The sequence below is a fragment of the Caballeronia sp. INML3B genome, from assembly GCF_023631305.1.
Taxonomy (GTDB): Bacteria; Pseudomonadota; Gammaproteobacteria; order Burkholderiales; family Burkholderiaceae; genus Caballeronia; species Caballeronia turbans.
This window is the reverse complement of sequence record NZ_JALQDI010000051.1, coordinates 191,822-217,810: the sequence shown is the minus strand read 5'-3', so window position 1 is coordinate 217,810 and position 25,989 is coordinate 191,822. Positions and strand designations below refer to the sequence as shown.

Here is a 25,989-nt window from a genome sequence, read left to right as displayed (position 1 = left end):
CATCGCCATCACAGCATGAACAGACCGCATTTCGCCGATATCGCGCGCGAGCTGACCGAAGGAATCACGTCGGGCCGCTTTCCCGTGGGCTCCTATCTGCCGACCGAGCTGGAACTTCGCGACCACTATCAGACGAGCCGGCATACGGTGCGCGCCGCGTTGCACGAGCTGCAGCAACTGGGCCTCGTGTCGCGGCGCAAGAATGCGGGCACGCGTGTCGAGTCGATGCAGCCGCGCAATGACTTCCGCCCGTCACTCGCGTCCGTCGACGATCTGGTGCAGTTCGGCTCGGAGCACTTGCGTCTCGTGCAATCGACGCAGCACATCGAGGCATCGGCACGGCTCGCAAAGACTTTGCGCTGCGCGCAGGGCACGCCGTGGCTGCGGGTGTCGAGCTTGCGTATCGACGGCGACAAGGACAGCCCGCCCCTCGGATGGACGGACGTGTATATCGATCCGGCATACGAGGATGTGGCCGAAGCCGCGAAGCAGAATCCGGACACGCTCATCAGCTCGCTGATCGAAGCGCGCTATGGGCGCTGCATCGACGAGATTCAGCAGGACGTGCGCGCCATCAACGTGCCGGCGGAAATGGCGCGGCGCCTGCGCGTGGAGGCGGGAACGGCTGCCCTCGAAATCGTGCGCCGCTATCTCGATGCGAGCGGCGCGACGTTCGAAGTGTCGGTGACGGTGCACCCGGCGGAGCGCTTTTCCGTGTCGATGCGGCTCAAGCGCTCGCAAGGCTGAACGCATCGTCCGGAAGCCGGGAACGCGGGTTTCCGACGTGACATCCAAGCGGAACAGGTCGAAGCGACGACTACGCACGATGACCCCGCGCCCGATGACGCACTCGCGCGTTCCCAAGTTCGGGCGCTGCTCGAACGCAAGCTCGACGAATTGCCGGAGCTATTTCGCATCGTGTTCGTGTTGCGTTCGATCGAGGAGATGAGCGTCGAGGAGACCGCGCAGTGGCTGAACATTCCCGAGGCGACGGTGCGCAGCCGGCATTTTCGCGCGCGCAGCATGTTGCGTGAAGCGCTGGCGCAGGCATTCGATCTCGCCGAACGCGACGTGTTCGACTTCGGCGGCGCGCAGTGCGATCGAATCGTCGCGAGCGTACTATCGGCTTGTCGTAGTGAATGCGATGCGCGTTGAAGGTCAGCGCCGAATAGCGCAGCAGCAGCGCTTCGTCGGGCACGATGTCGCGCTGCCATCGCGCGTCGCGGGGCGCGGCGGTCGGGGCCGGTGCAGGCGCGCCGGGCGCGGCCGGCTCGCGATACACGATGTCGTGCTCTTCTTCGATCGCGGTGACATCGCCACAGCAAATGCGATGGCCGACCGTCACGAAACCGAGCTTGCCCGTGCGGCCTTGCTTTTCGCTGACATCGAAGATGCTCGATTCGCGCGTGATGCGTTCACCGACGATCACCGGCGCGGGAAAGCGCAAACGCCCGCCGGCCCACATGCGGCGCGGCAGGCCGAGTTCCGGCAGGAAGCTGCCTTTCCTTGGATGCCCGTCCTCGGCGATGAGCGATTGCCTCACGATCGGCCTGAAGAAAATCCAGTGCCACAAGGGCGCAAGCGCGTCGCCTTCGTTCGGCGCGGCATCGTAATCGAGCGTGGTGGCGAGCGCCGCGACGGAGGTGGGCGCGACGATATCGGCGGCGCTTTCCGTTTTCATGGTGTCGTCTCCGTTGCTGGAGCCGGCCAGCGGATCCTGGTGGATAGGCAGACTTTAAGGAAATGTTTCGCTGAGTGGCAATACCCGTTTCATGTGCCGGGCAGAGGATCAACCTGTTCACGCTTGCCCGCGAGCGGACCGCGGCACGATCCATAACGCCGAGGCATCGATCCGATAACCTGCAAGTCATTTTTCGCGGGAAGTCCGCCCGCTAACATGCAATCCATCTTATCCATATGAATTGCACAAAGGAATCGGACCATGTACGTCATCACCGGAATCACAGGACAAGTCGGCGGGGCGCTCGCACACGCGCTGCTGGAAGCGGGCAAGCCCGTTCGCGCTGTCGTACGCGATGAGAAGAAGGGCGCGGTCTGGTCGGCGCGCGGTTGCGAGCTTGCCCTCGCCACCATGACCGACGCCGATGCGCTCGCGCAAGCCTTCGAAGGCGCCGAAGCCGCGTTCATTCTCCCGCCGCCGGAATTCGATCCCGCGCCTGGCTTTCCGGAAGCACGGGAAGTCATCGATACGATCGTCGCGGCTGTGGCGCGTGCGAAGCCGCGCAAGATCGTATGTCTGTCGACGATTGGCGCGCAGGCCACGCAGACCAATCTGCTGACGCAGCGCACGCTGCTCGAAGAGGCGCTCAGCAAGCAGCCGATACCCGTCACGTTTTTGCGTCCGGGCTGGTTCATGGAGAATTGCGGGTGGGATATCGACTCGGCGCGTAACGAAGGCATCGTGCATTCATTTCTGCAACCGCTCGATCGCGCGATTCCGATGATCGCCACCGACGATATCGGCGAACTCGCGGCGAAGCTCATGCAGGAGCAATGGGCGGGCGTGCGGATCGTCGAACTGGAAGGGCCGCGGCGCACGAGTCCGGATGACATTGCCGCCGCATTCGCGCAAGTGCTCGGCAAGCCGGTGCGCGCACAGGCGGTCCCGCGCGAAACGTGGGAAGCACTGTTCGTGGGCCAGGGCATGAAGTACCCGATGCCGCGCATTCAAATGCTCGACGGTTTCAATCAAGGCTGGATCGACTTCGAAGGTCACCGGGAAGCGATCGTCAAGGGCAAGACGCAACTCGTCGACGTGATTCGCAAGCTTGTCGCGCGTTGATTGAAACGCGTGTCATGCTTCAGCCGATGTCGCTGACATGCGGAATCAGCGCCGCTTGTCCGCGATACACGCCGTCCCGATCGAACAATTGCCACACGGTCGCGCGTTCGATCCAGAAGCGTTTGCCGGATTTCGTGACGCGAACGCCGCGATAGCCGTCGACATAGCCATCGCGCGTTACCTGTTCCAGAAACGCCTGACGTTCGCTGCGCTCGGGCGCCTCGGCCGACAGGCGCGACGGCAACGCAGTCAACTCGTTCCAGGTATAGCCGAACAGGCGTTGCGCGCGCAAGTTGCCGTAGACGAAGACCGGATCGGGCCGGGTGTCGTGCGCGAGGATGCCGAACGGTGCGTCCTCGTAAAGCCAGCGCGCGGCTTCGGCGGGCGTCAGGTCTTTATCGGGAACGAGCGGCTTGCGCAAGAGGCGCGCATAGCTTTCGCAAAGGAGCGTGACGAAGTCGGGATCGGTTGGCTGCATCGTGCGGAGTGCCTCGAATGAGCGGAAAAATAGCACCTTACTCGTTCGCTCGCGTTTGCGCACGTTCGAGGTTCGCACGGGGTTCATGGACTCTGGGTTGGCCGATCGCCGCTCATATCGACTTGACTTCGCCGCCGTCCATTCTCAGCGTGCTGCCCGTCATCCATTTTGCGGCGTGCGACACGAGGAACGCCATCAACTCCGCGATCTCTTCCGGCGTGCCGTAATGCGCGATACCCGTTTCGACTGGAAAACGCGCGATTGTTTTCAATGAACGACGACCATCTTGCCGTTGGCTTCATTCGCTTCCATCACGCGATGCGCTTCGTGAATCTCGTCGAACGAAAAGACGCGTGACGGCTTCGCGTTGAAACGTCCCGCGGCAACGTCTGCGGCGATGGCTTGCAGCGGTACATCGGACAGCGGAAAGCCGGGCGTGCCGAACACGAAGCTGCCGAAGAAAGTCAGATGCACACCGCTCGACATCTGCAGCAGCGGATTGAAATCCGCAATCGGCGCAAGGCCGCCGAGCCAGCCCGCGAGACACGCGCGTCCGCCGCGACGCAGCATCGCGAGCGAGTCGAGGATCGTGCTGTTGCCGACGAGATCGAGCACCGCATCGATTTCTTTCGCTTCCGTAATGCGCTTGCTCAACGCAGGCCCTTCGAGTTCGACACGCGACACGCCCAACGCTTCGAGCTTCGCGATGCGATCGCGATTGCGCGTCGTCGCGATGACCTTCGCGCCCGCATTCACCGCGAGATTCACTGCGGCCTGCCCGAACGATGATGTGGCGCCGCGGATAAGCACGGTTTGCCCTGCCTCGATCTCGAGATTGCGAAAGAGACACGTCCACGCCGTCGCATAGGTTTCGGGAATGGCGGCCAGTTCGGCCCAAGGCAGATCGGATTCGATCAGCGCCACGTTCGAAACCGGGGCGCGCGTGAATTGCGCATAACTTCCGTTGATCGTGCGCCCGAGGCCGCCCATCAACGCGGCCACTTTCGCGCCGACGGGAAACTCGCCGCCCGGACACGACTTCACGATGCCCACGCATTCGATGCCGCTCACTCTCGCAGCTTCGGCCCATTCGCCGCGCCGCATGTGCATCTCGGCGTGATTGATGCCGAATGCCTTGATCTCGATGACGACATGTCCGTCCAGCGGTTCCGGATCCGGAATCTCGGCATACACGAGGCTGTCGATTCCGCCGAACTTGTCGAGCACGATTGCACGCATGATCTTTCTCCTGTAACGGATGAGCGCGGTGAAGGTCCGCGTTTTAGTGAGCGAGGAATTCGGTGATGGCTGCCGCGATCTGCGCCGCGTGCGTTTCGAGTGCGAAGTGGCCTGTATCGAAGAAGCGCACGTCCGCATGCGGGATATCGCGCCTGAATGCTTCCGCGCCCGGCGGCAGGAAAAACGGATCGTTCTTGCCCCACACCGCCAGCAACTTCGGCTGATGCTCGCGGAAATAGGCCTGAAACGCGGGGTATAGCGCGACGTTGTTGCGGTAGTCGCCGAAGAGATCGAGTTGTACTTCATGCGCGCCAGGGCGGCTCATGTAGTAGTCGTCGAGCGCGTAGCCATCCGGTGAAATCGTGGAGAGGTCGGGCACGCCGTGCGTGTATTGCCACTTCGTCGTCTCCTTCGTGAGCAGCGCGCGCAGCGCATCGCGGTTCGCTTGCGTGGGCGCTTGCCAGTACGCGCGAATCGGATTCCAGCCGTCGCTCAATCCTTCTTCATAGGCGTTGCCATTTTGCGAAACGATCCCCGTGATGCGCTCTGGATGCCTGAGCGCAAGACGAAAGCCGGTCGGCGCGCCGTAATCGAAGACATATACCGCATAGCGATCGAAGCCGATCACTTCGGTAAAGCGATCGATCACGTTCGCGATGTTATCGAACGTGTACGAGAACGCGTCGCGGCTCGGCATATCGGACAGGCCGAAACCCGGAAGATCGGGCGCAACGATATGAAAGCGCTCGGAGAGCAGCGGAATGAGATCGCGAAACATGTGGCTCGAACTGGGAAAGCCATGCAGCAAGAGCAGTTTGGGGCCGTCTGCCGGACCGGCTTCGCGATAGAACACGTTGAAACCGTCGACGTCGATATGACGATGCGCAATGGTGGACATGAGCGTTTCTCCGCAGGGTCAGGAAAAGTTGTGTAACCGTTAAAAGCCTGTGAAGAAGGTTACGGATGAACGCCGTAACTTGTCAAGAGTATTTTTAGTGGTTACGATGGGGGCATCCTAGAAACACGTCTGAATTGCAAAATGGACTACCGCCCCATCCCGGCGATTTTTGTGGCCGACGCGCCCGGCCTCCATTTCCTCAACTCGATCGCGACGCCGGTCGATGAGCCCGTCGACTGGATCGGCGATGGCGAAGGCTTGCTGTCATGGCTTGAACAGGCGGAACTGGTGCCCGCCGACGTGCTGGCGCAAATGCGTTCGCAAATCGCGCCTGCCGAGCTGGACGAGGTCGCAGCAAAGGCGCGCGGACTGCGCGAATGGTTTCGTGCGTTCGTGCGAAAGAGGAAAGGGCGGCCGTTATCGGCGAAGGATCTGGCCGAACTCGAGCCGCTAAACAGCGTGTTGCAGCGCGACGAGCAACATGCGGTGATCGTCGCCGATGCGAATGCTGCAAGCGGTCTCGCGTTCAGCATGCAGCGACGTTGGCCGAACGCCGAATCGCTGTTGATGCCGGTGGTCGAAGCGCTTGCGAAACTCGTCTGCGAAGAGGACTTTACTTACGTGAAGGCGTGCGAAGGCCCGAAATGCACGCTGCTTTTCGCGGATCACACGCGCGGGCATGCGCGGCGCTGGTGCAGCATGGCCATCTGCGGGAATCGGGCAAAGGTTGCCGCGCATCGGGCACGGCTCAAGGAGAGTGAAGGGCCGTCGCGGGCATCCAATTGATCGATGCGCGGACGAACGTTCATGCGGGGATTCGGCTCGCCAGACCAGTCGCACGAACTTTCAGATTTAACTTCGCGGCGGCTTGGGTATATGTTTGATAGGTGCGCGTTTCATGCGCACCTGGTTCACCTGGCGGCTGTATCGTCAGGCAGCGGCAAGTCTTTCGTTGAAGGAGAAAGTCATGAAGACCTTCCTCGTTACGACCACGCTCGTGGCCGCCTTTTCAATCGGAACTCTGACTCAGGCACAAGAACCCACCGACACATTGCAGTCCATTCCCGCACCCCGCCAGCAAGACGTCCAAAGCACACCAATTTCCGGCGACACCGCATACGGCGGCGTGGCGATGGGCCAGAGCGCGAGCGGGCGAACATCGAACTGGACTGGCGCCATGTCGAACAACTGCGCGCCGCGACCATTCTGCAACGTCTATTCGGGCGGCCAGTAAGCGCGATGTCGGCAGGGCGGTCTTTTCGGGGCCAGATGCTTGTCCGATGAGGCCGCCGCCGGCGGCCACGAGGTCGTCACCGGAGGCTGTTAAAATCCGGGTACGTTTTCTACAGGCACGATGTGATGGGCTTCGAACAACTCGCCGGACTGAAAGAGCAACTCGCAAAACAGGCTGCAAGCAATGCAGCGAAGAAGAAGGCGCCGCGCGCGCGGCGTCCCGCGCCGCCGGCTGCGTCGAAGCCGGCCGATCCCGCTAAGTCCGCGAAATCCGGGACTCCATCGAAACCGGTGGACCCTGTCGTGCATACGATCGGAAAGCTGCAGAAGCGGTTTCCGCTCGCGTTTCCGAAGAATCCTGCGCCGAAGGTTCCGCTGAAGGTCGGCATTTTCGAGGATCTGATGACGCACGCGGAGGAGCTCGGGCTCAACGAGAAGGAACTGCGTAGCGCGATCAAGGTCTGGTGCCGCGGCAATCGCTATTGGACCTGCCTCGTGCAGGGCGCGCCCCGAATCGATCTCACGGGCGGCGCGGCCGGCGAAGTTTCGGCGGCGGATGCGGAACGCGCCGTGTACCTGGAAACGAATCGCCTCGCGCGATCGGCTCCTGCGCCGAAGACCGAGGAAGCGGCCAAGTAACGCGACGCGCCGCGCGCGGTCCGACCCGCGCGCGTCATTGCCCCTTTTCCTTTCGTACGCTTCGATTTCAGATCGAACGCATCGCATGTCTTCTGTATTCGCGTGACTCCGCCTTGTGTCGGAGGCGGTTTGGCGTGGCTGAAATTGATTCGGTATCCAAAATATATAGAACGATTCGCGTTGGCCAGCTTTGTCCCTTCTCGCAACTAACTGTCAATGACGCAAACCGACTTCGAATCAGGCCCGGTGATTGCATACAGGGAGGAAACGCAAAGGAGACGCCATGTCCGAAAGTCGCCATCCAGACGCCTGCAGAGTGGGCGTCGCCTTCATCGAAGCGCAACTGACGACGCTCTACGCTTACGCGAGCCTCTTTTCCGACTGGATCGAGCACGGTGCGCCGCCGCCGGACTTCGCGAAGGCACAGCCCTTACTTGCGCGCAAACGTTCGCATCCTGAAGCGCATACGCATAGCGAAGACGGCACGCCGACCAAAAGCCCGCAGCCGCAAGACGCGCTGTCGTGGCCATCGTTCGACACGGCTGAAAAGCGCATCGCTTTTGCGCTGCTCGTCCCGTGCACGAATGCAATTCTTGCGGTCGCCGAGTACTTCGATCTTCACCGGTTATCCGCGTCGCGCGCGCCCGAAGTGCAATTTCTCATGCGTCTGCGTGATGCCGCTGTGAACGGCAATACGTTCAGCCTCGCTGCCGACGAATACAGACCACACGCCGCGTACGCCGGGCTGATTGTCGATAACACGCTGGACGGCACGCTGCTCTTCAGCGATGGTGTCAGGCCCGGCTTCGTCGAATTTGGCGATACGGTCGGCTTGCTTCGCTATCTGACGAAGCTATTGAAGAGCATGCAATCCGTGATCAGTTCGGGCGATGCCGGATAACGCTGCAGAAACGCGTCAACGCGGCGCGCTCGTGAAAGCGCACTGCAAGGCGCGCGGTTTGCTGAGGTCATCGGTGACATCATCCTGTCATACGAAAATGGACCAATCACTGAAGTGCCTTCGGGAACGAATCGCGAAACAGATTGCCGCGCGTGAGGCGGCGCTTGCGTCGCTGCGCGAAAACGCACAAGCCGCGCCCACGAAACACGATCGTGAGCGGATTCTTTTGACGCTCGCCGTGCTCGACGAGGAGCTCGCCGGCTGGAAGCAGATCGCTGCCCGCATCGAGCAGACGGTTCTGTTCGAGCCGCGCAATCATCGGGCGATTCGCATGCCCGCGCTGCGATAGGCCCGCATATTCGTTTCGATCCCTGCGACACACGCGTCGCGCATTCCGGTCAGAATGAGCGGTGTGCGCGCGTTTTTCATGGAGTAGCGCAATGTCCGCTTCCAACGGCAATAACGACACCCCCGTCTGGTTCATCACCGGCTGCTCGACCGGCTTCGGCCGCGAACTGGCCGGCGCCGTGATCGACAAGGGCTGGCGCGCCGTCGTCGCCGCCCGCGATCCGGCGAGCGTCGCCGATATCGTCGAACGCGCCCAGGGCCGCGCAATCGCGGTGCCGCTTGACGTCACGCACACCGACCAGATCAAGTCTGCAATCGACGATGCCTACGCAGCATTCGGCCATATCGACGTGCTCGTGAACAACGCGGGCTTCGGCTATCTCTCGGCAGTCGAAGAGGGCGAAGACGAAGAAGTGCGCGCGATGTTCGAAGTGAATTTCTTCGGCGCCGCCGCGATGATCAAGGCCGTGCTGCCGCGCATGCGCGAGCGACGCTCCGGGCATGTCGTCAACATCACGTCGGTGGGCGGGCTCGTCGGCAATCCGGGCAGCGGCTATTACGCGGCGACCAAGTTCGCACTCGAGGGCCTGGGCGAAGCGCTCGCCCGCGAGACCGAAGGGCTCGGCATCAAGGTCACGGCGGTCGAGCCCGGCCCGTTCCGCACGGACTGGGCAGGCCGGTCGCTGAAACAGACGCGCGGGCCGATCGACGATTACGCACAGACCTCGGGTAGCCGGCGCGCGGCCATCGCGGAGCGCAGCGGCAAGCAGCCGGGCGATCCGGCGCGCGCCGCGCAGGTCATCATCGAAGCGGTCACGTCGTCCGAGCCGCCGGGGCATCTCGTGCTGGGCGGCCCCGGGCTCGAGCTCGTGCGCGCCAAATTGGCGAAGCTGACCGCCGAGATCGATGCGTGGCAGGCGCGCAGCGAGTGGACCGATCATCCGGGGCAATGATCATGAAGCGGCTTCGCGTGGAAGAACAGCATATCCTCGCGCTCGTTGCCGCCGATGCCGCCGCGCTGCACGTTACGCCGCCGCATGTGCGCTTCGTCACGGGCTGCGCCGGGCCCTGCTACGAAGCCTTGTTCAATCGCATTGATGTGGATCGCGCCACGCTGACGTTACCGGAGCCCTTGCTTCAGATCATCGTCGCGCACGAAGTCGGGCACGCGACGCAACGCAAAACGATCTTGCTCGATTTTGCATGGACCGTGCTTTCGGTGACGGCGCTCTTGTCGATACCCTGCATCGTTTTCGCGATCTCATCCGATGAAGATGTGTGGCGCGTGAGCCTCCCCGGACTCGCCTTCGTCGCGGCGTTCTTCGCGTGCGCGAAAATCTGGCGCGCGCGCGGCGCAAAACGCTCCGCCGCCTTCGAGCTCGATGCGGACGCGAAAGCGGCATCGCTTTGTGGCACGGCATCTGTGCTGGCGGCGCTCGAAGCGATGGCAACGCGCGGCCATATCGACGCGGCGCGCCTCGATGCAATGCGCGCACGTCTCGTCTCGAGCGGGCAATAGTTTCCGCGCGCGTGCGTCCATCAGACGCAATTGTTTGAAGTCGGGCTCGTGCCGCGCCAGGCCGCGGATCTCGTCGAACGCGCCGTGAGGGAGGAAGCGCTGCGTGTGAGCGAATCGCGCTTCAGGGCGCTGGTCGCATCCGGGTCGTATGCGGTGTATCGCATGAGCGCCGACTGGACCCGCATGCGCGCGCTCGACGGTCGCGGCTTTCTCGCGGACACCTTGTCCGAGAACGCGGAATGGCTCGGTACTTACGGTCGTCCCGAGCATCAGCCCGTGCTGCGCGCGATCGAAGCGGCGCTCGCATCGCGGAGCCTGTTCGAGCCGGAGCATCGCGTGGTGCGCGCGCATGGCTCGCTGGGCTGGATCTTGTCGCGCGCCGTGCCGATTTGCGCTAACGACGGGCAACTCGCCGAATGGCGAGCATCACATCGCGGTGGATCGCTTGCGCAACATCTCGTGAAGCCCATCGATGTCGATGTGCCCGAACGCGTGCTGAGTCTCGCGGCGCACCGTATCCAGGCAAGCTGATATCGCGCCGGACGGCGCCAGAAGAAAATGTACGGGCGTCCATAACGGACGCCCGTGCGTGTGTGAGCAGTGCCGCTTATTGCGATTGCGAGGCGGGCGGCGTCGACTTCTTGTGATGATGCTTCTGGCCTTTCTTGTGATACGCGGGCCGCGGCTTGTTGTCGGGGTACTCTGCGGCCGCGAATGACAGCGTCGGCGCCGCGAATGCCGTCAGCACCAAAAGCACGAGGGATTTTTTCAAGGACGTTTTCATCGGAGACTCGCTTGGAGGAGATGGCCTTCGAAAAGGCAAAGCAACGCGTGGGCCGTTGCTTCGCACCGCAAGAAACAAAAGACTCGATATTCCGCTTCAACCTGGGGTACACCGGCCGATCACGCTCATGCGTGTGTGAGCCGGGCGGCAACGTCACGCTCGTTCCGTGTCTGCGCCGCTGAGGCAACAGTATATTGCACAAAAAACTGCAATTCATCAGCGGGCGTGCATAAGACTTTGACGCAGCGGGATATTTGCCGGTTGCAGTGCGCCGGCATGCGTGCGTTCGCTGCCTGCCGTCTGCGACAAATGTCATTGACTGCATCTACTATCGTGCCTGTTCTCAACTTAGGGGCGACCCAGTGAAACAAGATGACATCCGCAGGAATGCGTTCGCCATGCCGGTGCACAATCCTGCTTATCCGCGCCCGCCGTTCCGCTTTCTCAATCGCGAGTACTTCATCATCTCCTATGAGACCGATCTCGATGCGTTGCGCGCCGTGGTCCCCGAGCCGCTCGAAGTCGACAACGGTCTCGTGCACTACGAGTTCATTCGCATGCCGGATTCATCCGGCTTCGGCGATTACACCGAAAGTGGCCAGGTGATCTCCGTCATCGATCCGGATGGCCGGAAGGGCAGCTACACGCACGCGATGTATCTCGACGACGAAGGGCCGATTGCGGGCGGCCGCGAGATCTGGGGCTTTCCGAAGAAGCTCGCATCGCCGCGTCTTTCAGTCGACGGCAAGGACACGCTGCTCGGCACGCTCGACTACGGCACGCAGCGGATCGCGACGGGCACGATGGGCTACAAGTATCGTCCGCTCGATCTCGAAGCCGAGCGCAAGAAGCTCGCCGATACGCCGAACTATTTGCTGAAGGTGCTGCCGCATGTCGATGGCACCGCGCGCGTGTGCGAACTGGTTCGCTTCTTTCTGCGCGACGTGAGCGTGCTCGGCGCATGGGAAGGCCCGGCCGCGCTGGAACTGCATGCGCATGCGCTCGCGCCCGTCGCGGATCTGCCGGTGCGCAAGGTGGTCGGCGCGCGGCATGTCATCGCGAATCTCACGCTCGATATCGGCGAAGTCGCCTATGACTATCTCGCGCCGCCGGATGAGCTCAGGCTCGCCGTCAATCAATAACTTCGAATCGTTAAGGAACAAGCACATGGCACTGCAAGGAAAAGTCGCGCTCGTCACGGGCGCAGCGAGCGGCATCGGCGAACAGACGGCGCGCAAGCTCGCGGCCGACGGCGCGGCGGTCGTCATCGCCGACCTGAACCTCGCGAATGCGCAGAAAGTTGCGGACAGCATCGTAGAGGCGGGCGGCAAGGCGATCGCCTTATCGATGGACGTGACGAGCGAAGACGCGGTGAACGCCGGCATCGAAGAGGCGGTGGCCAAGCTGGGCGGCATCGACGTGCTGGTGTCGAACGCGGGCATTCAGATCGTCGCGCCGATCGAAGAGTATGCGTATGCCGACTGGAAGAAGATGCTCGCGATCCATCTCGACGGCGCGTTCCTCACGACGAAAGCCGCGATCAAGCACATGTACGCATCGGGCAAGGGCGGCTCGATCATTTACATGGGATCGGTGCACTCGCATGAGGCATCGAAACTGAAGTCGGCTTATGTCACGGCGAAGCATGGTTTGCTGGGACTCGCGCGTGTCGTCGCGAAGGAAGGCGGATCGCGCGGCGTGCGCGCCAATGTGGTGTGCCCCGGTTTCGTGCGCACGCCGCTCGTCGAGAAGCAGATTCCCGAGCAGGCGAAGGCGCTCGGCATTTCGCAAGAAGAAGTCGTGAAGAACGTGATGCTGAAGGAAACGGTCGATGGCGAATTCACGACCGTCGCCGATGTCGCGAACACGGTCGCGTTCCTCGCGGGCTTCGAATCGAATGCGCTGACAGGGCAGTCGGTCGTGGTGAGCCACGGCTGGTTCATGCAATAAGGGGAATCCATGCGCCGCAGTCAACGCAACACACTCACGCAGGCGAACCACGTCGCGCTGCCGGATTACGATGACGTCTGCCTCGTGCTGCAAGGCGGCGGCGCGCTGGGCTCCTATCAGGCCGGCGTGTTCGAAGGGCTCGCGGAAGTCGGCGTCGATCCGACATGGACATCGGGCATTTCCATCGGCGCGCTGAATACTGCGATCATCGCGGGCAATGCGCCCGAAAACCGCGTGGCCGCGCTGCGCGGGTTCTGGAACACGATCTGCCAGCCTGCGGATCTGATCGGACATGTCGGCGCGTTCCTGCCTGCGGCGTTCGGCTTCGGCAATATCGGCCGCAAGTTTTCGAGCATGTGGGCGGCGGCGCGCGCGCTGACCGAAGGACAGAGGGGCTTCTTTTCGCCGCGCGTGCATGTGCCCGATCTCGGACCGGTCACGAAGAGCAAGCGCCCGAGCGACGTGAGTTACTACGATACGTCCGCGTTACGCTCGACGCTGCTGCAGTTCGCCGATTTCGACCGCATCAACGATGGCGCCATGCGTGTGTCGGTGGGCGCGGTCAATGTGCGCACGGGCAACCTCGTCTACTTCGACAATACGAAGATGCGTCTCGCGCCTGAGCACTTCATGGCGTCGGGCGCGTTGCCGCCGGGCTTTCCTGCTGTCGAGATCGAGGGCGAGTTCTATTGGGACGGCGGTCTCGTGTCGAACACCCCGCTGACGGAGATCATTCGCGAAAGCCAGCACAAGGACACGCTCGTGTTCCAGGTGGATCTGTGGAGCGCGCGCGGCACGCTGCCGGGCGATTTTCTCGACGTGAGCGAACGCACGAAGGACATTCAGTATTCGAGCCGAACACGCGCGATCACCGATTTCGTTTCGCATAATCAAAAGCATGCGCGGCTTATCAAGGAACTGCTGGAGCACGTTCCCGAGAAGACGCGGCGCTCGCATCCGCTGTTGCGCGAGGCGCAGAAAATCGCGGATGGCGGCGCGGTGAACGTCGTGCATCTCATCTACAAGAACAAGTTCTTCGAAGGGCACTACAAGGACTACGAGTTCAGCAACGACACGATGGACGAGCACTGGGCAAGCGGGCTGGAAGATATTCGTCGATCGTTCGGGCATCCGGAGTGGTTCGAAGTGCCGAGTCATGATCTGGGCTTCGTGACGCACGATGTGCATCGGTATGAGCCCGCGCCGCAAGCGACGGCCGAGGTGCCTAAGGCAGTGTCGAAGAAGTTGGTCGATGTGGATGAGGTGGATGAGGTGGAAGGGGTTTGAAGCCCACGCGGGATTCCATTACCCTGATGAGCCGCGACGATCAAACGAGGCATGGCCATGAACGCCTGGAAACCCCCGACCTACCCCTCCATCAGTCCGTACCTCATCTGCGAAAACGCGGAAGCGACCATCACATTTCTGCAGAAAGTCTTCGAAGCCGAACTGGTCCGCCGCTTCGATCGTCCTGATGGCTCGCTGATGCACGCCGAAGTGCGCATCGACGACAGCATCGTGATGATCGGCGGTGGCGCAACGGATCAGCAATCGCCGGGGCCGCATATCCACGTCTACGTGCGCGACGTACAGGCCGTCTACGACCGCGCCATCCACAACGGCGCGCAAAGCGTGCAAGCGCCCACGCGCAAACGCGCCGATGACGACTTCAGAGGCGGCTTTTGCGACGCCGCCGGCACCACGTGGTGGGTCGCCACGCAATGACCGCCTAACGTTTTTTTCTCTTCGCGCGTGGCGGGCGGCGCGCCCAGACTTTCGCGCAACGCGTTCGTCAGCGTGCTCAGAAACTGATCGACCGCAGGCGCAAGTCGGCGCTCGCGCATCACGGTGACCTGCAACAGGCGCTCGTTGAGCAAAGGCTCGTCGATGGGTGTGGCGACGAGCGTCGGCGGGCGGGGGTCGCCTTCGAGCGCGACCGCGCTGCCGAGCGTGATCGCCGGTGAGCGCGCCGAAATGATGCCCGCCACGGAGCTCGCAGCGTGGGGCTGGCGCATTCCGTTCTTCTTCGGCTTGCTGATCGGACCGGCGGGCCTGTTCCTGCGACGCTATCTGCGAGACGCGGCCGATTACACCGAAGCCGACCACACGGCCACGCCCGTGCGCGATGTATTCACGCAGCAGAAGGCGTTGCTGCTCGTCTCGATCGGCGCGCTGACGGTATCGACGGCGGTGAACTACCTGTTGCAGTATGTGCCGACGTTCGCGATCCGCGAGCTGCATCTCGACGCATCGACGGGTTTCGCGGCGAGCAGCAGATGTCGACGGCGGCGCTGCTGCTCTTCGCGACGGGCTATCCGGCGTTCGCGTATGTCGTGTCGCATGTGTCGGTGCCTGCACTGTTCGCACTCGTCGCGTGGCTCGCGTTGCTCGAGGCGATCTACTTCGGCGCGCTGCCTGCGCTGATGTCGGAAATCTTTCCGGTGTCCACGCGCGCGACGGGCATGTCGATCGGCTACAACATCGGCGTGACGGTGTTCGGCGGATTCACGCCCGCGATCATCATCTGGTTGCTGAGCGCGACGGGCAGCAAGGCGGCGCCCAGCTTCTACATGATGTTCACGGCGGTGATCAGCCTCGCGGCGCTGGCAGCGGTGAGCCGGGGGAAAGGCGGAACGCGGGCATTGCGCGTCGCGGCGTGAAGGCGCTGACGCGAACGACCTTCATCGGCGAGTCATCCCGATGAAGGTCGATGCCTGTTCGGTATGCACGCGTCGATGAGGCTTTGGGTCACCCGCGACGCCGCTGAATTCGTGAGCGGCAGCCGGCGACACTTCGGCTCGACGACCGGCTCGGCCCGGAGACCGAACGCTGTGAGATTTTCGCAGCACCACTATGGCGGTTTATGGATAAAGACGTGAATATATCGCCGTAAGCTGTGAGAAAAAATCGATCCGATTCGGCGTTTGCACCTATGTCTCGCATCCCTCCGGCGATGGTCTACTCGTCACACCAGTTGACCACACTCGTGCGCCACGCCTGGAGGAGACATGAACGTTGTGCAAACGCAGTCCGTCGAGCGATCGGCGATCAGAAAAGTGTCGTGGCGGCTCGTGCCGTTCGTCGCGCTGATGTTCTTCATCAACTTTCTCGACCGGACCGCGATCTCGTTCGCCGGCCCGAACGGAATGACCAAGGATCTCGGCCTCACCGCCGCACAGTTCGGTTTCGCGGCGGGCGTGTTCTTCATCGGCTATATCGTGCTGGAGATTCCGAGCAATCTCGCGCTGCACAAGTTCGGCGCGCGCCGCTGGCTCGCGCGCATCATGGTGACGTGGGGCATCGTCGCATTGCTCTTTACCTGGGTGAGCAGCGTAAACGGGCTCTATACGCTGCGCTTTCTGCTGGGCGTTGCCGAAGCGGGTTTCTTTCCCGGCGCGATTCTCTTCCTGAGCACGTGGGTGCCCGCGAAGCATCGCAGCCACATCCTCGCGCTCTTCTATCTCGCGCAACCGCTCACGATCGTCATCGGCGCGCCGTTCGCCGCGCTTCTGATCCAGGCGCACGGCTTCTTCGATCTCGCCGGCTGGCGCATCATGTTCTTCGGCGTCGCGATTCCTGCCATTCTGGTCGGCGTGATCGCGTGGTTCTATCTCGCGGACAAACCCGCTGACGCCCGTTGGCTCACGGCCGCCGAGCGCGACTGGCTCACGACGCGCCTCGACGAGGAAGACCGCGCGAAAGGCGCATCGGCCAGCAAGGTCCACGGCAACCCCGTCGCCGCGCTGATGAGTGGCCGTGTCTGGCTCTTCGCGCTGATGTACTTCGGCCTGATCTACGGGCTTTACGCGCTCGCGTTCTTCCTGCCGACCATCATCGGCGGCTTCGAGGCGCGCTTCGGCACGCACTTCAACGTGTTCCAGAAGGGTTTGATCACCGCGATTCCGTATCTGCCGGCCGCGATCGCCCTGTTCCTGTGGAGCCGCGACGCAACCAAGCGCGGCGTGCGCTCGTGGCATATCGGCGTGCCGGCGCTGATCGGCGCGTTGAGCGTGCCGCTCGCGATGCAGATGGGCTCGCCCGCCGCGACCATCGCCGTGATCACCGTGACGGCCTGCGCGATCTTCTCCGCGCTGCCGAACTTCTGGGCGCTGCCCGTGCGCTTTCTTTCGGGTGCGGCGGCGGCAGCGGGCATCGCGCTCATCAACACGGTCGGAAATCTCGCGGGTTTTGTCGCGCCGTACATCACCGGCATGGCGAAGGACGCGACGGGCTCGTATCAACTGCCGATGCTGATCGTCGGCGCAATGATGCTGATGTCCGCCGCGCTCGCCTTCGCCATCGGACGCACGAGTCAGGAACGCGCGCCGGATGCCGTCGCGGCCAACGCACATTGAACACTCACCTCACACCGGAGTCATCGAAATGAAGGAAAAGATCGCGTTATTCGGAGCAGGCGGAAAGATGGGCGTGCGCCTCTCGAGCAACCTGCTGAAGTCGGACTATCGCGTCGCGCATGTCGAGCCGGGCGCGGCCGGACAGAAGCGGCTGAAGGATGAACTCGGTATCGAATGCGTCAGCGCCGATGCCGCGCTCGACGGTGCGCAGGTCGTGATCCTCGCCGTGCCCGATACGCTGATCGGCAAGCTCTCGCACGACATCGCGCCCAAGCTGTCGCCGGGCACGATGGTCATGACGCTCGATGCCGCCGCGCCTTTCGCCGGCCATCTTCCGGACCGCAAGGATCTGACGTATTTCGTCGCGCATCCGTGCCATCCGATCATCTTCAACTACGACCTCGACGAGAAGTCGTTGCATGACCACTTCGGCGGCGCGCACGCGAAGCAGTCGATCGTCAGCGCGCTGATGCAAGGGCCGGAGGAAGCGTTCGATCTGGGCGAGGCCGTCGCGAAGGTGATCTACGCGCCGATCCTGCGTTCGTATCGGCTGACCGTCGATCAGATGGCGATCCTGGAGCCGGGCCTGTCGGAAACCATCTGCGCGACGCTGCTCTACGTGATGCGCGAAGCGATGGATGAGACGATCAGGCGCGGCGTGCCCGAACAGGCGGCGCGCGACTTCCTGCTCGGCCACATGAACATTCTCGGCGCAGTGATCTTCAACGAGATTCCCGGCGCATTCTCCGATGCGTGCAACAAGGCGATCGAATTCGGCAAGCCGCGCCTGATGCGCGATGACTGGAAGAAGGTGTTCGACCGCGAGGAAATCGCGGAGAGCATTCGCCGTATCACCTGAAAATTGCGCGCTGCACGAGCAAGATCGCAACCGAATCGCCATCGAGGAACTGACTGTGACCGAACGCATCCACGCCACTTACTGGCTCGAAACCGGCGTCGATCCGGGCCTTGCCGCCGAGACCATCGCGGGCGAGCAGTCGAGCGGCACCTTCATCGCGCTGCCCAACGAGACGCCCGAACTCAAGGCTCGCTCGGGCGCGCGCATCGAACGGCTCGAAGTGCTGGGCCATGCCGAGACGCCGAGTCTCCCGGGAGGCGCCGCATCGAAGCGTTATACGCAATGCGTGCTCGAACTTTCGTGGCCGATCGGTAACTTCGGGCCGTCGCTGCCGAATCTGATGTCGACGATCGCGGGCAATCTCTTCGAATTGCGGCAGGTGTCGGGCTTGCGTCTGACCGGGCTGCGCCTGCCCGCGTCATTCGCGGCGGCGTATCCGGGGCCCGCGTTCGGCATCGAGGGTACGCGCAAGCTGTCGGGCGTGTCGCACGGTCCGCTCATCGGCACGATCATCAAGCCGAGCGTCGGGCTTTCGCCGCAGGAAACCGCCGCGCAGGTGAAGGAACTGGTGGCGGGCGGCATCGACTTCATCAAGGATGACGAATTGCAAGGCGACGGCTCGCATTGCCCGTTCGACGAACGCGTGCGCGCGGTGATGCGCGTCGTGAACGATCACGCCGAGCGCACCGGCAAGAAGGTGATGGTCGCGTTCAACGTGACAGGCGATCTCGATCAGATGAAGCGTCGTCACGATCTCGTGCTCGAACAGGGCGGCACGTGCGTGATGGCGGTGCTCAATTCGATCGGTCTCGTCGGCATGACCGAGTTGCGCAAGCACAGTCAGTTGCCGATCCACGCGCATCGCGCGGGCTGGGGTTATCTGACGCGCGCCGAAGCGCTCGGCTGGGACTATGCGCCGTGGCAGATGCTGTGGCGGCTCGCGGGCGCGGATCATCTGCACGTAAACGGCCTGCGCAACAAGTTCAGCGAATCCGACGAAAGCGTGATCGCGGCGGCCCGCGCGGTCCTGTCGCCGGTGATGGACGAAGCGCCATTGACCGCGATGCCCGTGTTCAGCTCGGGCCAGACGGGCTTGCAGGCGGCGGACACGTATGCCGCAATCGGCTGCGCGGATCTCATTCACACGGCGGGCGGCGGCATTTTCGGGCATCCGGGCGGCGTCGCGGCGGGCGTCGAGGCATTGCGCGAGTCCTGGGTCGCTGCGATCGAAGGCGTGCCGCTCGCCCGTCATGCGCAACGCAGCCCTGCGCTGAAGAGCGCATTGGAGTTCTGGAAATGAGCACGCAATGGCCGGACGGCCTGCTGCTCGCGTACTACGGCGACGACTTCACCGGTTCCACCGACGCGATGGAAGCGATGACCGCCGCCGGCGTGCCGACGCTTCTGTGCCTGCAAGCGCCCGCGCCCGAACTGCTCGCGCGCTTTCCCGATGTGCGTTGCGTCGGGCTGGCGGGATCATCGCGCGGGCGCAGTCCGCAATGGATGGACGACGAGTTGCCGCACGCCTTTGCGAGCCTCGCCGCGCTGGGCGCGCCCATCCTGCAATACAAGGTCTGCTCGACTTTCGATTCATCGCCGCACACGGGTTCGATAGGCCGCGCGATCGACATCGGCGTCGCGCAGATGCGCGGCAGGTGGTCGCCGATGATCGTCGGCGCGCCGCGCCTCAAGCGCTATCAGGCCTTCGGCAATCTGTTCGCGGCAGTGGACGGCGAGGGCCATCGGCTCGACCGTCATCCTACGATGTCGCGTCATCCCGTCACGCCGATGGACGAAGCGGACCTGCGCGTGCATCTGGGCCGGCAGACGGAGCGGCGCATCCGCCTGATCGATTTCGTGCAGTTGCGTTCGCCGGATGTTCGCGAACGCCTGAGCGCGCTCGCGAACGACGGCACGCCCGTCGTCATGATCGACGTGCTCGACGAGGAGACGCTCGCCGCCGCGGGCAAGCTCGTGTGGGAGGCGCGCGGCGAGGGCGTGTTCACGGCGTCGTCGTCGGGACTGCAGTACGCGCTCGCGGCGCACTGGCGCGCGAACGGGCTCGTGCCGCAGACGCCGGGCTTGCCCGACGCATCGCCCGCCGCTGTGATCGCGGCCGTCAGCGGAAGCTGTTCGCCCGTGACGGCGGGGCAGATTCGCTGGGCGCGCGAGCACGGCTTTTGCGTCGAGCGCCTGGACTTGCGCCGCGCACTCGATAATGCGCAATCTCGCGAAGCCGAAATCGAACGCGTGACCGGCGCCGCGGTTCGTGCGGTGTGCGCTGGCGAAAGCCCGATCGTCTTCAGCGCCGAAGGCCCGGACGACCCCGCCGTGCTCGCATTCGACGACATGGCGTCGCACGCCGGACTGAGCCGCGCGGACGCCGCGCGCCGGGTTGGCGAAGCGCTTGCCGAGGTGATGCGCCGGCTGCTCGATCGCACGCCGTTGCGCCGCGTCGTCGTCGCGGGCGGCGACAGTTCCGGCGAAGTGGCGAGCAGGCTCGGCATCACGGCATTGAGCGTCGCGGCGGCCATGGCGCCGGGCGCGCCGCTGTGCCGCGCGTGGTCCGACGATCCGGCGCGCGACGGGATCGAAATCGTGCTGAAAGGCGGACAGATCGGCCGCGCGTCTTTCTTCGGCGACGTGCGCGACGGCGCTTCATGGACCGGGGCTTCGTGAGGTTTCATCGAAGACGGGCGATTTCGATGGCTCTGCGAGGCACGGCGGATCAACGAGAGCATCGCCGCGGCGATCGCGATGCACGCGCGCCTCTCGCGTGCGAGCGCGCTCTACGGCATGTTCTTCACGTCCTGAGCGCTTCGTCGTCCCGCGCGCGCAGGAACGCGGTCATCTGCTCCAGACTTTCGTTCATCTCTTCGATCAGCCAGCGCTCCAGCTGCGCGACGTCGGCATGCGCGCGCAGATGCGGCGCGACCCACAGCACGAGCTGACGCGGACCCGGCGCGAAGCCGAACGGCGCAACGAGCTTGCCGGACATGAGATCGTTCATCACGAGCAACTGCGGTACGAGCGCCACGCCGAGACCGCACACGGCCGCCTGAATCAGCAGATAGAAGTGATCGTAGGCATCCGCGCTCGCGCCGGCGATCGGCGCGAGGTTCGTCGCGTGATACCAGTCCGTCCACGCCTCCGGGCGCGTGCGGGTGGACAGCAGCTTTGCGCGCGCGAGATCGGCAGGCGTTGCGAGTCCGATCGACTGTGCATACTCCGGCGAGCACACCGGCCCGATCCATTCGTCGATGAGCGTGCGCGTGACCGCGTCCTTCGGCGGCTCGATCGTGTTCGCGCGAATGGCGACGCTGATCTTGTCGCGCACGAAATCGATCTGGTCGTAGTTCATGTTGAACTTGAGCTCGGTCTGCGGATAGCGCCGATGAAACCCCGCGATCCTCGGAATCAGCCAGTTCATCATGATGGTCGCGGAGCACGACAGCGTGAGCGGCTCGGGCTTCAACTGCTCGATACTCGCGTCGATGAGATTGAACGCGGTAGTAAGTCCCTCGGCGAGGCGCCTGCCTTCGGGCGTCGGGTCCGACGACTGCGCGGAGCGCACGAGCAGCGTGAGGCCGAGCGTGTCCTCGAGCGCCTTCACCTGCCGGCTGATCGCGCCGTGCGTGACGCACAGCTCCTGCGCGGCGAGCGTCATGCTGCGCAGGCGCGCCACGGCCTCGAACGCGCGCAGGGCGTTCAGCGAAGGGCGCGGGGTCTGCATGGGTCTCCTCCCTGTGTGGTCCCGATCGTGTCCTGTTTCGATACGGCAAGCCGATTGTAGACGGCGCGGCGGGCCGTCCTCTTTGTATCGCACTGTATCCGCAGTGAAGCCCGACACACGGCGTTTCATAACCTGCGTGCCGCGAAACAAGCCAGATACGTGCGCCGGTTCTAATACCTCCATGCCCGAACGATTCGCAACACGGCGCGGATCGACAAGACGGGTTTCCATCCCATTCTCTGGAGGTCAATCATGAAAGTCATCCAATCGCTTATCGTCGCTGCCGCTGTCGCGCTTCCGGCTTTCTCGTTCGCGCAGTCGAACCAGCCGATCACCCGTGCGGAAGTACGCGCGCAGCTCGTCGAGCTGCAAAAGGCCGGTTACGATCCGGCGAGCGACCAGACGCAGTATCCGCAAAACATCCAGGCCGCGCAGGCGCGCGTCGATGCCGCGAAGGGCCTGACCGCCTACGGTGCGCCGGTGAACGGCGCCTTTGCATCGGGCGCGCGTTCGACAGATGCGAACGTCATCGGGCTCGGTCCGGTTTTCGCAAGGCCGTAAGCGCGCGGTTTGCTCGATTCAATGAAGCCCGGACGGATGGCCCGTCCGGGCTCGATGCGTTTCTGTGAATAACGTATTACGTCTCGAAATTATCGCCTCTCAAGCGATACACTCTCGCTGCAAAATCCCGTTTTCGAGGGCACGTGACGCGCTGCGCAATGGCGAGGCGTGGAAAATGGGTATCATCCCGTTCCGCCCTGGCGCGGATTCAGCCGAATGTAACAACGTATCGCAGTTTTTTGAGTGCGACGCCACTGATTTTCGAGGCGCTTATGCCCACAGACGTAGACATCATTACCGACGAGCAAATCGCGTCGATCGCCGACCGCCTGACGCAAGAAGGCCGCAAGGTTTCCCCCGTGACCGTTTGGACGGAGGCCGGCAGCGGCTCGGTCGTCGCCATCGCGGCAGGCCTGCAACGCTGGCGCGAGGCGCGTTCCCCGGACGTGCCGCAGCAGCAGGCGCCGACCGGACTCCCCGACGACCTCGCCGAGACGCTCGTGAACGTCGCGCGGCGGCTCTGGACCGTTTCTCGCGACGAAACCGAACGGATGTCCGGCCAGCGTCTGTCTGCGGTGAGCCAGCGGCTTTCGACCGCGCTCGCGGAGCGTGACGAGGCGCTCGCCGAGTTCCAGAAGACCGGCGACGAGGCCGCGAAGAGCCGCCAGCAAATGACGGAGATGGTGAGCGCGTTGCGGGCATCGGAAGAGTCGGTCGCGCGCTTGCGCCAGGAGTTCGAAGCCGTCACGGCGCGCGCGCAGACCGCAGAGACGCGCGTCGAGGAAGCGTTGCAGCGCGTATCGGCGGGCGAGGCGCAACTGGAAGCCGTGAAGGCGTCGCTCGAAGAAGAGCGGCGCGCGAAGGATGCGCTGAACGCGGCGTTGTCGGCGAAGGACGAAGACATCGCGCGCATCGCACAAGAGCGCGATCAGGCGCGGCAGGACCATTCGGAATTGCATGCGTCGATGTCGGGCAAGGACGAAGCGCTCGCGCGTCTCGCCGATGAGCTCGATCAGGCACGCGAGCAGCACGGCAATTTGCACGCGTCGCTGACTGGCAAGGACGAGGAACTCGCGCGCATCGCCGACGAGCGCAATCAGGCGCGGGAGCAGCACGAGCAGTTGAGCGCATCGCTCGCGGGCAAGGACGAAGAGCTTGCGCGCATTGCGCAAGAGCGCGACCGCGTGCTTCAGGATCACGCGCAACTGCATGCATTGATGGCGGGCAAGGACGACGAGCTCGCGCGCATCGCACAAGAGCGCGATCAGGCGCGGCAACAGCATGAAGCGTTGAGCCTCGCATCGCAGGAGAAATCGGCTGAAGTCGAACGCTGGTCGCAGGATGCGATCGCCGCGCACGGGCGCGCGCAGGCCGCCGAGGCGCAGGCGAGCGAAAGCCTCGCGCACGTCGCCGCACTGGAGGTGGAGTTGAACGAAGTGCGCGTCGCGCTCGCGGCGGAGCGTGAGAACGCAGCTGCGCGAAACGCCGAAATTACCGCGTACCGCGATCACGCTGGCCGTGTCAGCGCCGAGCTGGATGAAGCCCGCAAGCAGATCAGCGCGTTCATGGAAGAGAAGGCCGAGCAGGGCGCCGAACTCGCGCGCGTGTCGAACGATGTCAACGCGTTGCGCGAGCGCGCCGAGGCCGCCGAGAAGAACGCGACCGATCTCGCGAAGCGCCTCGTCGAGAAGGAGCAGGGCGACGAGTCGGAGCTCGCGTCGCTGCAGCGTCAGATCTCGGCGCAGGCGAAGGCGCATTCGAAGGCCTATGACGATCTCCGCGCCAACGCCGAGCAATGGGTCACCTACGCGAAGGACTTGCGCCAGCGTCTCGATGTGGCCAACGAGAAGATCCTCTTTATCGATGCTCGCAGCACCGGCGAAGTCGCGCTGATGCGCAGGCTCGCGGTCGAGCTGGAGCGCCTGAAGCCGGATCACGAACTCGTGTTCCGCGAGTCGCAGCAGAAGATGATCGGCGACAAGATGGCGCAGCAGCTCGCGCAAAAGGGTTATCGCTACGATCCGGCGACCGCGGTGATGTCGAAGATCGAAACGTGATCTTCATGTGACGATGCAAACGCAGACCCTCACCGTCACGATCGATCGCGATTGGCGCGAGCTCTATGAAGCGATCTGGCATCCGGAGGTCTTTCCGACATGGGCGTCCGGACTCGCGCAGTCCACGCTCGAAGACCTGGGCGACCACTGGCGCGCCCGCGGTCCCGAAGGCGATGTGACGATCCGCTTCACCGGTCACAACGCGCTCGGCGTGATGGATCATTACGTCGGTCTGCCGAACGGTGAAGAGGTCTACGTACCATTGCGCGTTTATCAGAACGGCGCGGGCGCCGAAGTGGCGCTCACGCTGTTCCGCCAGCCCGGCATGTCCGACGAAAAATTCGCCGCCGACGCCGACTGGGTCCGCCGCGACCTTGCCGCGCTCGCCGCGCGTCATGCGAAGCCCTGACTGCGCTTCTCAGGCCACAGTCCGCGAAGCGCTCTCGCCGACGAAGCGCCATCCGTCATGAGTCAGCTTGAAAGCCAGTCCGGTCGGGACTAGGCTTTGGCGAGGGTCCGGCACTTGCTTTCGGGCCGTTCATCGCGCGAGGACGACATGACCGCGAACGCTGCGCCTTTCGATACCGAGTTGACCCGCGTGCTCGGCTGCCTTTATCCGATCATCTCCGCCGGCATGGGAGGCCCCGCGCGTGCGGAACTCGCGTCGGCGGTGTCGAGTGCGGGAGGCTTCGGATTGCTCGGCATGGTGCGCGAATCGCCCGAGACGATCGCCGACGAAGTCGCCGCCGTGCGCGCCGCGACGGATCGGCCATTCGGCGTCAACCTCATTCCGACGGGCACGAAACCCGGCTTGCTGGCCGCCGAGCTCGACGCCTGCCTCGAACTGGCGGTGCCGGCGATCTGCTTTTTCTGGGACGTGTACCCCGATATCGTCGCGCGCGCGAAAGACGGCGGCGCGCTCGTGCTGTATCAGGTCGGCTCGCTCGAAGATGCGCTTCGCGCGGAAAAGGCCGGCGCCGATGTGATCGTGGCGCAAGGCGTCGAGGCGGGCGGCCATGTGCGCGGCTCGACCGGCATCATGACGCTGCTACCCGAAATCGCCGCGCATATCCGTGTGCCGGTGGTCGCGTCGGGCGGCATCGCGACGGGCGCGGGGCTCGTTGCGGCGCTGGCGCTGGGCGCGAGCGGCGTGCATTGCGGCACTGTCTTCCTGCCGACGCACGAATCCTATGCGCACGATTATCACAAGCAACGCGTGATCGATGCGCGCGCGGGCGACACCGTCCACACCGACCTCTACGCGATCAACTGGCCCGCCGGCTCACCGGTGCGCGTGCTCGCGAACAGCCTGACGGATGCGGCGCGCGATCATCTCTTCGGCAACGATCCCTATGCGCTGCCGCGCGAAGTCATCGCGCATGACGAATGGGGTGCCGTCGAAAAATACAGCACGATCTCTCCGCTGCGATCGACGACCGGCGATCTCGAAAAAATGGCGCTTTTCGCGGGGGAATCGTCGGCGCTGGTGAGCGAGCGGACATCCGCGGGCGAAGTCGTCGAACGTCTGATGCGCGAGGCGAACGAGACGCTCGACGATCTGCTGGCGCGACGCGAGAAGACCTTGAACGTCGGGGGCGGCGAGTCATGAACGGCCATCGGGCCGACAAGCTA

Annotated in this window: 28 protein-coding genes and 3 pseudogenes; 23 read left to right on the top strand and 8 right to left on the bottom strand. The window is 63.7% G+C overall.

Going from position 1 to position 25,989, the window contains the following annotated elements:
• Positions 1 to 15 precede the first annotated feature (15 nt).
• Together NCS58_RS23800 and NCS58_RS23795 are read left to right on the top strand one after the other, a co-directional pair.
• The gene (locus tag NCS58_RS23800; protein WP_250477701.1) at positions 16 to 747 is read left to right on the top strand and encodes a GntR family transcriptional regulator; all 732 of its coding nucleotides are present in this window, start codon (positions 16 to 18) and stop codon (positions 745 to 747) included.
• 51 nt (positions 748 to 798) lie between these two features.
• Positions 799 to 1,155, top strand: a pseudogene (locus NCS58_RS23795) (sigma-70 family RNA polymerase sigma factor); the annotation flags it as partial.
• A 229-nt stretch (positions 1,156 to 1,384) separates the two neighbouring features.
• Here NCS58_RS23795 and NCS58_RS34505 read toward each other — a convergent pair.
• Positions 1,385 to 1,465 (bottom strand): annotated as a pseudogene (locus NCS58_RS34505) (hypothetical protein); the annotation flags it as partial.
• A 477-nt stretch (positions 1,466 to 1,942) separates the two neighbouring features.
• Between NCS58_RS34505 and NCS58_RS23785 the strand changes: the two are divergent.
• Positions 1,943 to 2,803 carry an NmrA family NAD(P)-binding protein gene (locus tag NCS58_RS23785; RefSeq protein WP_061117208.1) on the top strand — a complete coding sequence of 287 codons (861 nt, stop codon included), beginning with the start codon at positions 1,943 to 1,945 and terminating at the stop codon, positions 2,801 to 2,803.
• A 19-nt stretch (positions 2,804 to 2,822) separates the two neighbouring features.
• On the opposite strand, the gene NCS58_RS23780 is transcribed toward NCS58_RS23785, so the two are convergent.
• The 4 genes from NCS58_RS23780 to NCS58_RS23765 all read right to left on the bottom strand — a co-directional run bounded on the left by NCS58_RS23780 (position 2,823) and on the right by NCS58_RS23765 (position 5,418).
• Positions 2,823 to 3,281: an MEKHLA domain-containing protein gene (locus NCS58_RS23780; RefSeq protein WP_061117207.1), complete on the bottom strand. Its 459-nt coding sequence runs from the start codon at positions 3,279 to 3,281 to the stop codon at positions 2,823 to 2,825.
• Between the two features lie 112 nt (positions 3,282 to 3,393).
• A complete protein-coding gene (locus NCS58_RS23775; RefSeq protein ID WP_250477700.1) occupies positions 3,394 to 3,552 on the bottom strand; it encodes an SDR family oxidoreductase in 159 nt (52 codons plus the stop codon).
• The gene (locus NCS58_RS23770; RefSeq protein ID WP_061117206.1) at positions 3,549 to 4,520 is read right to left on the bottom strand and encodes a zinc-binding alcohol dehydrogenase family protein; all 972 of its coding nucleotides are present in this window, start codon (positions 4,518 to 4,520) and stop codon (positions 3,549 to 3,551) included. Before NCS58_RS23770 ends, NCS58_RS23775 begins: the two co-directional genes overlap by 4 nt.
• Positions 4,521 to 4,563: 43 nt before the next feature.
• Positions 4,564 to 5,418 carry an alpha/beta fold hydrolase gene (locus NCS58_RS23765; protein WP_061117205.1) on the bottom strand — a complete coding sequence of 285 codons (855 nt, stop codon included), beginning with the start codon at positions 5,416 to 5,418 and terminating at the stop codon, positions 4,564 to 4,566.
• A gap of 141 nt (positions 5,419 to 5,559) precedes the next feature.
• Here NCS58_RS23765 and NCS58_RS23760 point away from each other — a divergent pair, with 141 nt between their 5' ends.
• The 4 genes from NCS58_RS23760 to NCS58_RS23745 all read left to right on the top strand — a co-directional run bounded on the left by NCS58_RS23760 (position 5,560) and on the right by NCS58_RS23745 (position 8,191).
• Entirely contained in the window at positions 5,560 to 6,204 is a 645-nt protein-coding gene (locus NCS58_RS23760; RefSeq protein WP_061117204.1) for a CGNR zinc finger domain-containing protein, read from the top strand.
• Positions 6,205 to 6,316: 112 nt separating this feature from the next.
• Positions 6,317 to 6,652, top strand: coding sequence for a hypothetical protein (locus NCS58_RS23755; RefSeq protein WP_061117203.1), 336 nt, complete (start codon positions 6,317 to 6,319; stop codon positions 6,650 to 6,652).
• Positions 6,653 to 6,777: 125 nt separating this feature from the next.
• A complete protein-coding gene (locus NCS58_RS23750; protein ID WP_061117202.1) occupies positions 6,778 to 7,290 on the top strand; it encodes a ProQ/FinO family protein in 513 nt (170 codons plus the stop codon).
• A 283-nt stretch (positions 7,291 to 7,573) separates the two neighbouring features.
• Positions 7,574 to 8,191, top strand: coding sequence for a hypothetical protein (locus NCS58_RS23745; protein WP_250477699.1), 618 nt, complete (start codon positions 7,574 to 7,576; stop codon positions 8,189 to 8,191).
• A 106-nt stretch (positions 8,192 to 8,297) separates the two neighbouring features.
• Here NCS58_RS23745 and NCS58_RS23740 read toward each other — a convergent pair whose 3' ends face one another.
• Complete coding sequence (locus NCS58_RS23740; RefSeq protein ID WP_061117200.1) at positions 8,298 to 8,510, bottom strand: hypothetical protein; 213 nt, start codon at positions 8,508 to 8,510, stop codon at positions 8,298 to 8,300.
• Between the two features lie 121 nt (positions 8,511 to 8,631).
• On the opposite strand from NCS58_RS23740, the gene NCS58_RS23735 reads away from it, so the two are divergent.
• Genes NCS58_RS23735 through NCS58_RS23725 form a run of 3 tightly spaced genes read left to right on the top strand, consistent with a single transcriptional unit; the run spans position 8,632 to position 10,589 of the window.
• Positions 8,632 to 9,492: an oxidoreductase gene (locus NCS58_RS23735; RefSeq protein WP_061117199.1), complete on the top strand. Its 861-nt coding sequence runs from the start codon at positions 8,632 to 8,634 to the stop codon at positions 9,490 to 9,492.
• 2 nt (positions 9,493 to 9,494) lie between these two features.
• Positions 9,495 to 10,058: a M48 family metalloprotease gene (locus NCS58_RS23730; protein ID WP_250477698.1), complete on the top strand. Its 564-nt coding sequence runs from the start codon at positions 9,495 to 9,497 to the stop codon at positions 10,056 to 10,058.
• Positions 10,059 to 10,088: 30 nt separating this feature from the next.
• Positions 10,089 to 10,589 carry a PAS domain-containing protein gene (locus NCS58_RS23725; RefSeq protein ID WP_061117197.1) on the top strand — a complete coding sequence of 167 codons (501 nt, stop codon included), beginning with the start codon at positions 10,089 to 10,091 and terminating at the stop codon, positions 10,587 to 10,589.
• 76 nt (positions 10,590 to 10,665) lie between these two features.
• Here NCS58_RS23725 and NCS58_RS23720 read toward each other — a convergent pair whose 3' ends face one another.
• Positions 10,666 to 10,842, bottom strand: a complete 177-nt coding sequence (locus NCS58_RS23720) for a hypothetical protein (protein WP_250477697.1) — start codon at positions 10,840 to 10,842, stop codon at positions 10,666 to 10,668.
• A 362-nt stretch (positions 10,843 to 11,204) separates the two neighbouring features.
• Here NCS58_RS23720 and NCS58_RS23715 point away from each other — a divergent pair, with 362 nt between their 5' ends.
• From NCS58_RS23715 to oiaK, 9 genes and pseudogenes are all read left to right on the top strand, one after another.
• Positions 11,205 to 11,984 carry an acetoacetate decarboxylase gene (locus NCS58_RS23715; RefSeq protein WP_311394676.1) on the top strand — a complete coding sequence of 260 codons (780 nt, stop codon included), beginning with the start codon at positions 11,205 to 11,207 and terminating at the stop codon, positions 11,982 to 11,984.
• Positions 11,985 to 12,009: 25 nt separating this feature from the next.
• Positions 12,010 to 12,792 (top strand): 3-hydroxybutyrate dehydrogenase, encoded by a 783-nt coding sequence (locus tag NCS58_RS23710; RefSeq protein ID WP_061117196.1) that lies wholly within the window; start codon positions 12,010 to 12,012, stop codon positions 12,790 to 12,792.
• 9 nt (positions 12,793 to 12,801) lie between these two features.
• Entirely contained in the window at positions 12,802 to 14,079 is a 1,278-nt protein-coding gene (locus NCS58_RS23705; protein WP_061117195.1) for a patatin-like phospholipase family protein, read from the top strand.
• 57 nt (positions 14,080 to 14,136) lie between these two features.
• Positions 14,137 to 14,517: a VOC family protein gene (locus tag NCS58_RS23700; protein WP_061117281.1), complete on the top strand. Its 381-nt coding sequence runs from the start codon at positions 14,137 to 14,139 to the stop codon at positions 14,515 to 14,517.
• A gap of 207 nt (positions 14,518 to 14,724) precedes the next feature.
• Positions 14,725 to 15,452, top strand: a pseudogene (locus NCS58_RS23690) (MFS transporter); the annotation flags it as partial.
• 348 nt (positions 15,453 to 15,800) lie between these two features.
• Complete coding sequence (locus NCS58_RS23685; protein WP_061117194.1) at positions 15,801 to 17,147, top strand: MFS transporter; 1,347 nt, start codon at positions 15,801 to 15,803, stop codon at positions 17,145 to 17,147.
• A 28-nt stretch (positions 17,148 to 17,175) separates the two neighbouring features.
• Positions 17,176 to 18,006 carry a phosphogluconate dehydrogenase C-terminal domain-containing protein gene (locus tag NCS58_RS23680; RefSeq protein WP_061117193.1) on the top strand — a complete coding sequence of 277 codons (831 nt, stop codon included), beginning with the start codon at positions 17,176 to 17,178 and terminating at the stop codon, positions 18,004 to 18,006.
• A gap of 55 nt (positions 18,007 to 18,061) precedes the next feature.
• A complete protein-coding gene (locus tag NCS58_RS23675) occupies positions 18,062 to 19,306 on the top strand; it encodes a ribulose-bisphosphate carboxylase large subunit family protein (protein WP_061117192.1) in 1,245 nt (414 codons plus the stop codon).
• Positions 19,303 to 20,685: a 3-oxo-isoapionate kinase OiaK gene (gene oiaK / locus NCS58_RS23670; protein WP_061117191.1), complete on the top strand. Its 1,383-nt coding sequence runs from the start codon at positions 19,303 to 19,305 to the stop codon at positions 20,683 to 20,685. Before NCS58_RS23675 ends, oiaK begins: the two co-directional genes overlap by 4 nt.
• A gap of 124 nt (positions 20,686 to 20,809) precedes the next feature.
• Here the strand turns inward: oiaK and NCS58_RS23665 are convergent, their stop codons facing one another.
• Entirely contained in the window at positions 20,810 to 21,739 is a 930-nt protein-coding gene (locus tag NCS58_RS23665; protein WP_061117190.1) for a LysR substrate-binding domain-containing protein, read from the bottom strand.
• A 252-nt stretch (positions 21,740 to 21,991) separates the two neighbouring features.
• On the opposite strand from NCS58_RS23665, the gene NCS58_RS23660 reads away from it, so the two are divergent.
• The 4 genes from NCS58_RS23660 (at position 21,992) to NCS58_RS23645 (ending at position 25,966) form a co-directional block, all read left to right on the top strand.
• Complete coding sequence (locus tag NCS58_RS23660) at positions 21,992 to 22,300, top strand: DUF4148 domain-containing protein (RefSeq protein ID WP_061117189.1); 309 nt, start codon at positions 21,992 to 21,994, stop codon at positions 22,298 to 22,300.
• A gap of 272 nt (positions 22,301 to 22,572) precedes the next feature.
• Entirely contained in the window at positions 22,573 to 24,357 is a 1,785-nt protein-coding gene (locus NCS58_RS23655) for a DNA-binding protein (RefSeq protein ID WP_061117188.1), read from the top strand.
• 13 nt (positions 24,358 to 24,370) lie between these two features.
• Positions 24,371 to 24,766 (top strand): hypothetical protein, encoded by a 396-nt coding sequence (locus NCS58_RS23650; protein WP_061117187.1) that lies wholly within the window; start codon positions 24,371 to 24,373, stop codon positions 24,764 to 24,766.
• Between the two features lie 147 nt (positions 24,767 to 24,913).
• A complete protein-coding gene (locus NCS58_RS23645; protein ID WP_250477695.1) occupies positions 24,914 to 25,966 on the top strand; it encodes a nitronate monooxygenase family protein in 1,053 nt (350 codons plus the stop codon).
• Positions 25,967 to 25,989 lie beyond the last annotated feature (23 nt).

Bases quoted from the DNA above. Each gene is read 5' to 3' on its own strand.
- NCS58_RS23765 (WP_061117205.1), bottom strand. From the start codon at position 5,418: ATGTCCACCATTGCGCATCGTCATATCGACGTCGACGGTTTCAACGTG.
- NCS58_RS23735 (WP_061117199.1), top strand. From the start codon at position 8,632: ATGTCCGCTTCCAACGGCAATAACGACACCCCCGTCTGGTTCATCACC.
- NCS58_RS23760 (WP_061117204.1), top strand. From the start codon at position 5,560: ATGGACTACCGCCCCATCCCGGCGATTTTTGTGGCCGACGCGCCCGGC.
- NCS58_RS23680 (WP_061117193.1), top strand. From the start codon at position 17,176: ATGAAGGAAAAGATCGCGTTATTCGGAGCAGGCGGAAAGATGGGCGTG.
- NCS58_RS23660 (WP_061117189.1), top strand. From the start codon at position 21,992: ATGAAAGTCATCCAATCGCTTATCGTCGCTGCCGCTGTCGCGCTTCCG.
- NCS58_RS23685 (WP_061117194.1), top strand. From the start codon at position 15,801: ATGAACGTTGTGCAAACGCAGTCCGTCGAGCGATCGGCGATCAGAAAA.
- NCS58_RS23785 (WP_061117208.1), top strand. From the start codon at position 1,943: ATGTACGTCATCACCGGAATCACAGGACAAGTCGGCGGGGCGCTCGCA.
- NCS58_RS23705 (WP_061117195.1), top strand. From the start codon at position 12,802: ATGCGCCGCAGTCAACGCAACACACTCACGCAGGCGAACCACGTCGCG.
- NCS58_RS23780 (WP_061117207.1), bottom strand. From the start codon at position 3,281: ATGCAGCCAACCGATCCCGACTTCGTCACGCTCCTTTGCGAAAGCTAT.
- NCS58_RS23655 (WP_061117188.1), top strand. From the start codon at position 22,573: ATGCCCACAGACGTAGACATCATTACCGACGAGCAAATCGCGTCGATC.
- NCS58_RS23745 (WP_250477699.1), top strand. From the start codon at position 7,574: ATGTCCGAAAGTCGCCATCCAGACGCCTGCAGAGTGGGCGTCGCCTTC.
- NCS58_RS23700 (WP_061117281.1), top strand. From the start codon at position 14,137: ATGAACGCCTGGAAACCCCCGACCTACCCCTCCATCAGTCCGTACCTC.
- NCS58_RS23710 (WP_061117196.1), top strand. From the start codon at position 12,010: ATGGCACTGCAAGGAAAAGTCGCGCTCGTCACGGGCGCAGCGAGCGGC.
- NCS58_RS23720 (WP_250477697.1), bottom strand. From the start codon at position 10,842: ATGAAAACGTCCTTGAAAAAATCCCTCGTGCTTTTGGTGCTGACGGCA.
- NCS58_RS23650 (WP_061117187.1), top strand. From the start codon at position 24,371: ATGCAAACGCAGACCCTCACCGTCACGATCGATCGCGATTGGCGCGAG.
- NCS58_RS23730 (WP_250477698.1), top strand. From the start codon at position 9,495: ATGAAGCGGCTTCGCGTGGAAGAACAGCATATCCTCGCGCTCGTTGCC.
- NCS58_RS23755 (WP_061117203.1), top strand. From the start codon at position 6,317: ATGCGCACCTGGTTCACCTGGCGGCTGTATCGTCAGGCAGCGGCAAGT.
- NCS58_RS23800 (WP_250477701.1), top strand. From the start codon at position 16: ATGAACAGACCGCATTTCGCCGATATCGCGCGCGAGCTGACCGAAGGA.
- NCS58_RS23770 (WP_061117206.1), bottom strand. From the start codon at position 4,520: ATGCGTGCAATCGTGCTCGACAAGTTCGGCGGAATCGACAGCCTCGTG.
- oiaK (WP_061117191.1), top strand. From the start codon at position 19,303: ATGAGCACGCAATGGCCGGACGGCCTGCTGCTCGCGTACTACGGCGAC.
- NCS58_RS23665 (WP_061117190.1), bottom strand. From the start codon at position 21,739: ATGCAGACCCCGCGCCCTTCGCTGAACGCCCTGCGCGCGTTCGAGGCC.
- NCS58_RS23740 (WP_061117200.1), bottom strand. From the start codon at position 8,510: ATGATTGCGCGGCTCGAACAGAACCGTCTGCTCGATGCGGGCAGCGAT.
- NCS58_RS23645 (WP_250477695.1), top strand. From the start codon at position 24,914: ATGACCGCGAACGCTGCGCCTTTCGATACCGAGTTGACCCGCGTGCTC.
- NCS58_RS23750 (WP_061117202.1), top strand. From the start codon at position 6,778: ATGGGCTTCGAACAACTCGCCGGACTGAAAGAGCAACTCGCAAAACAG.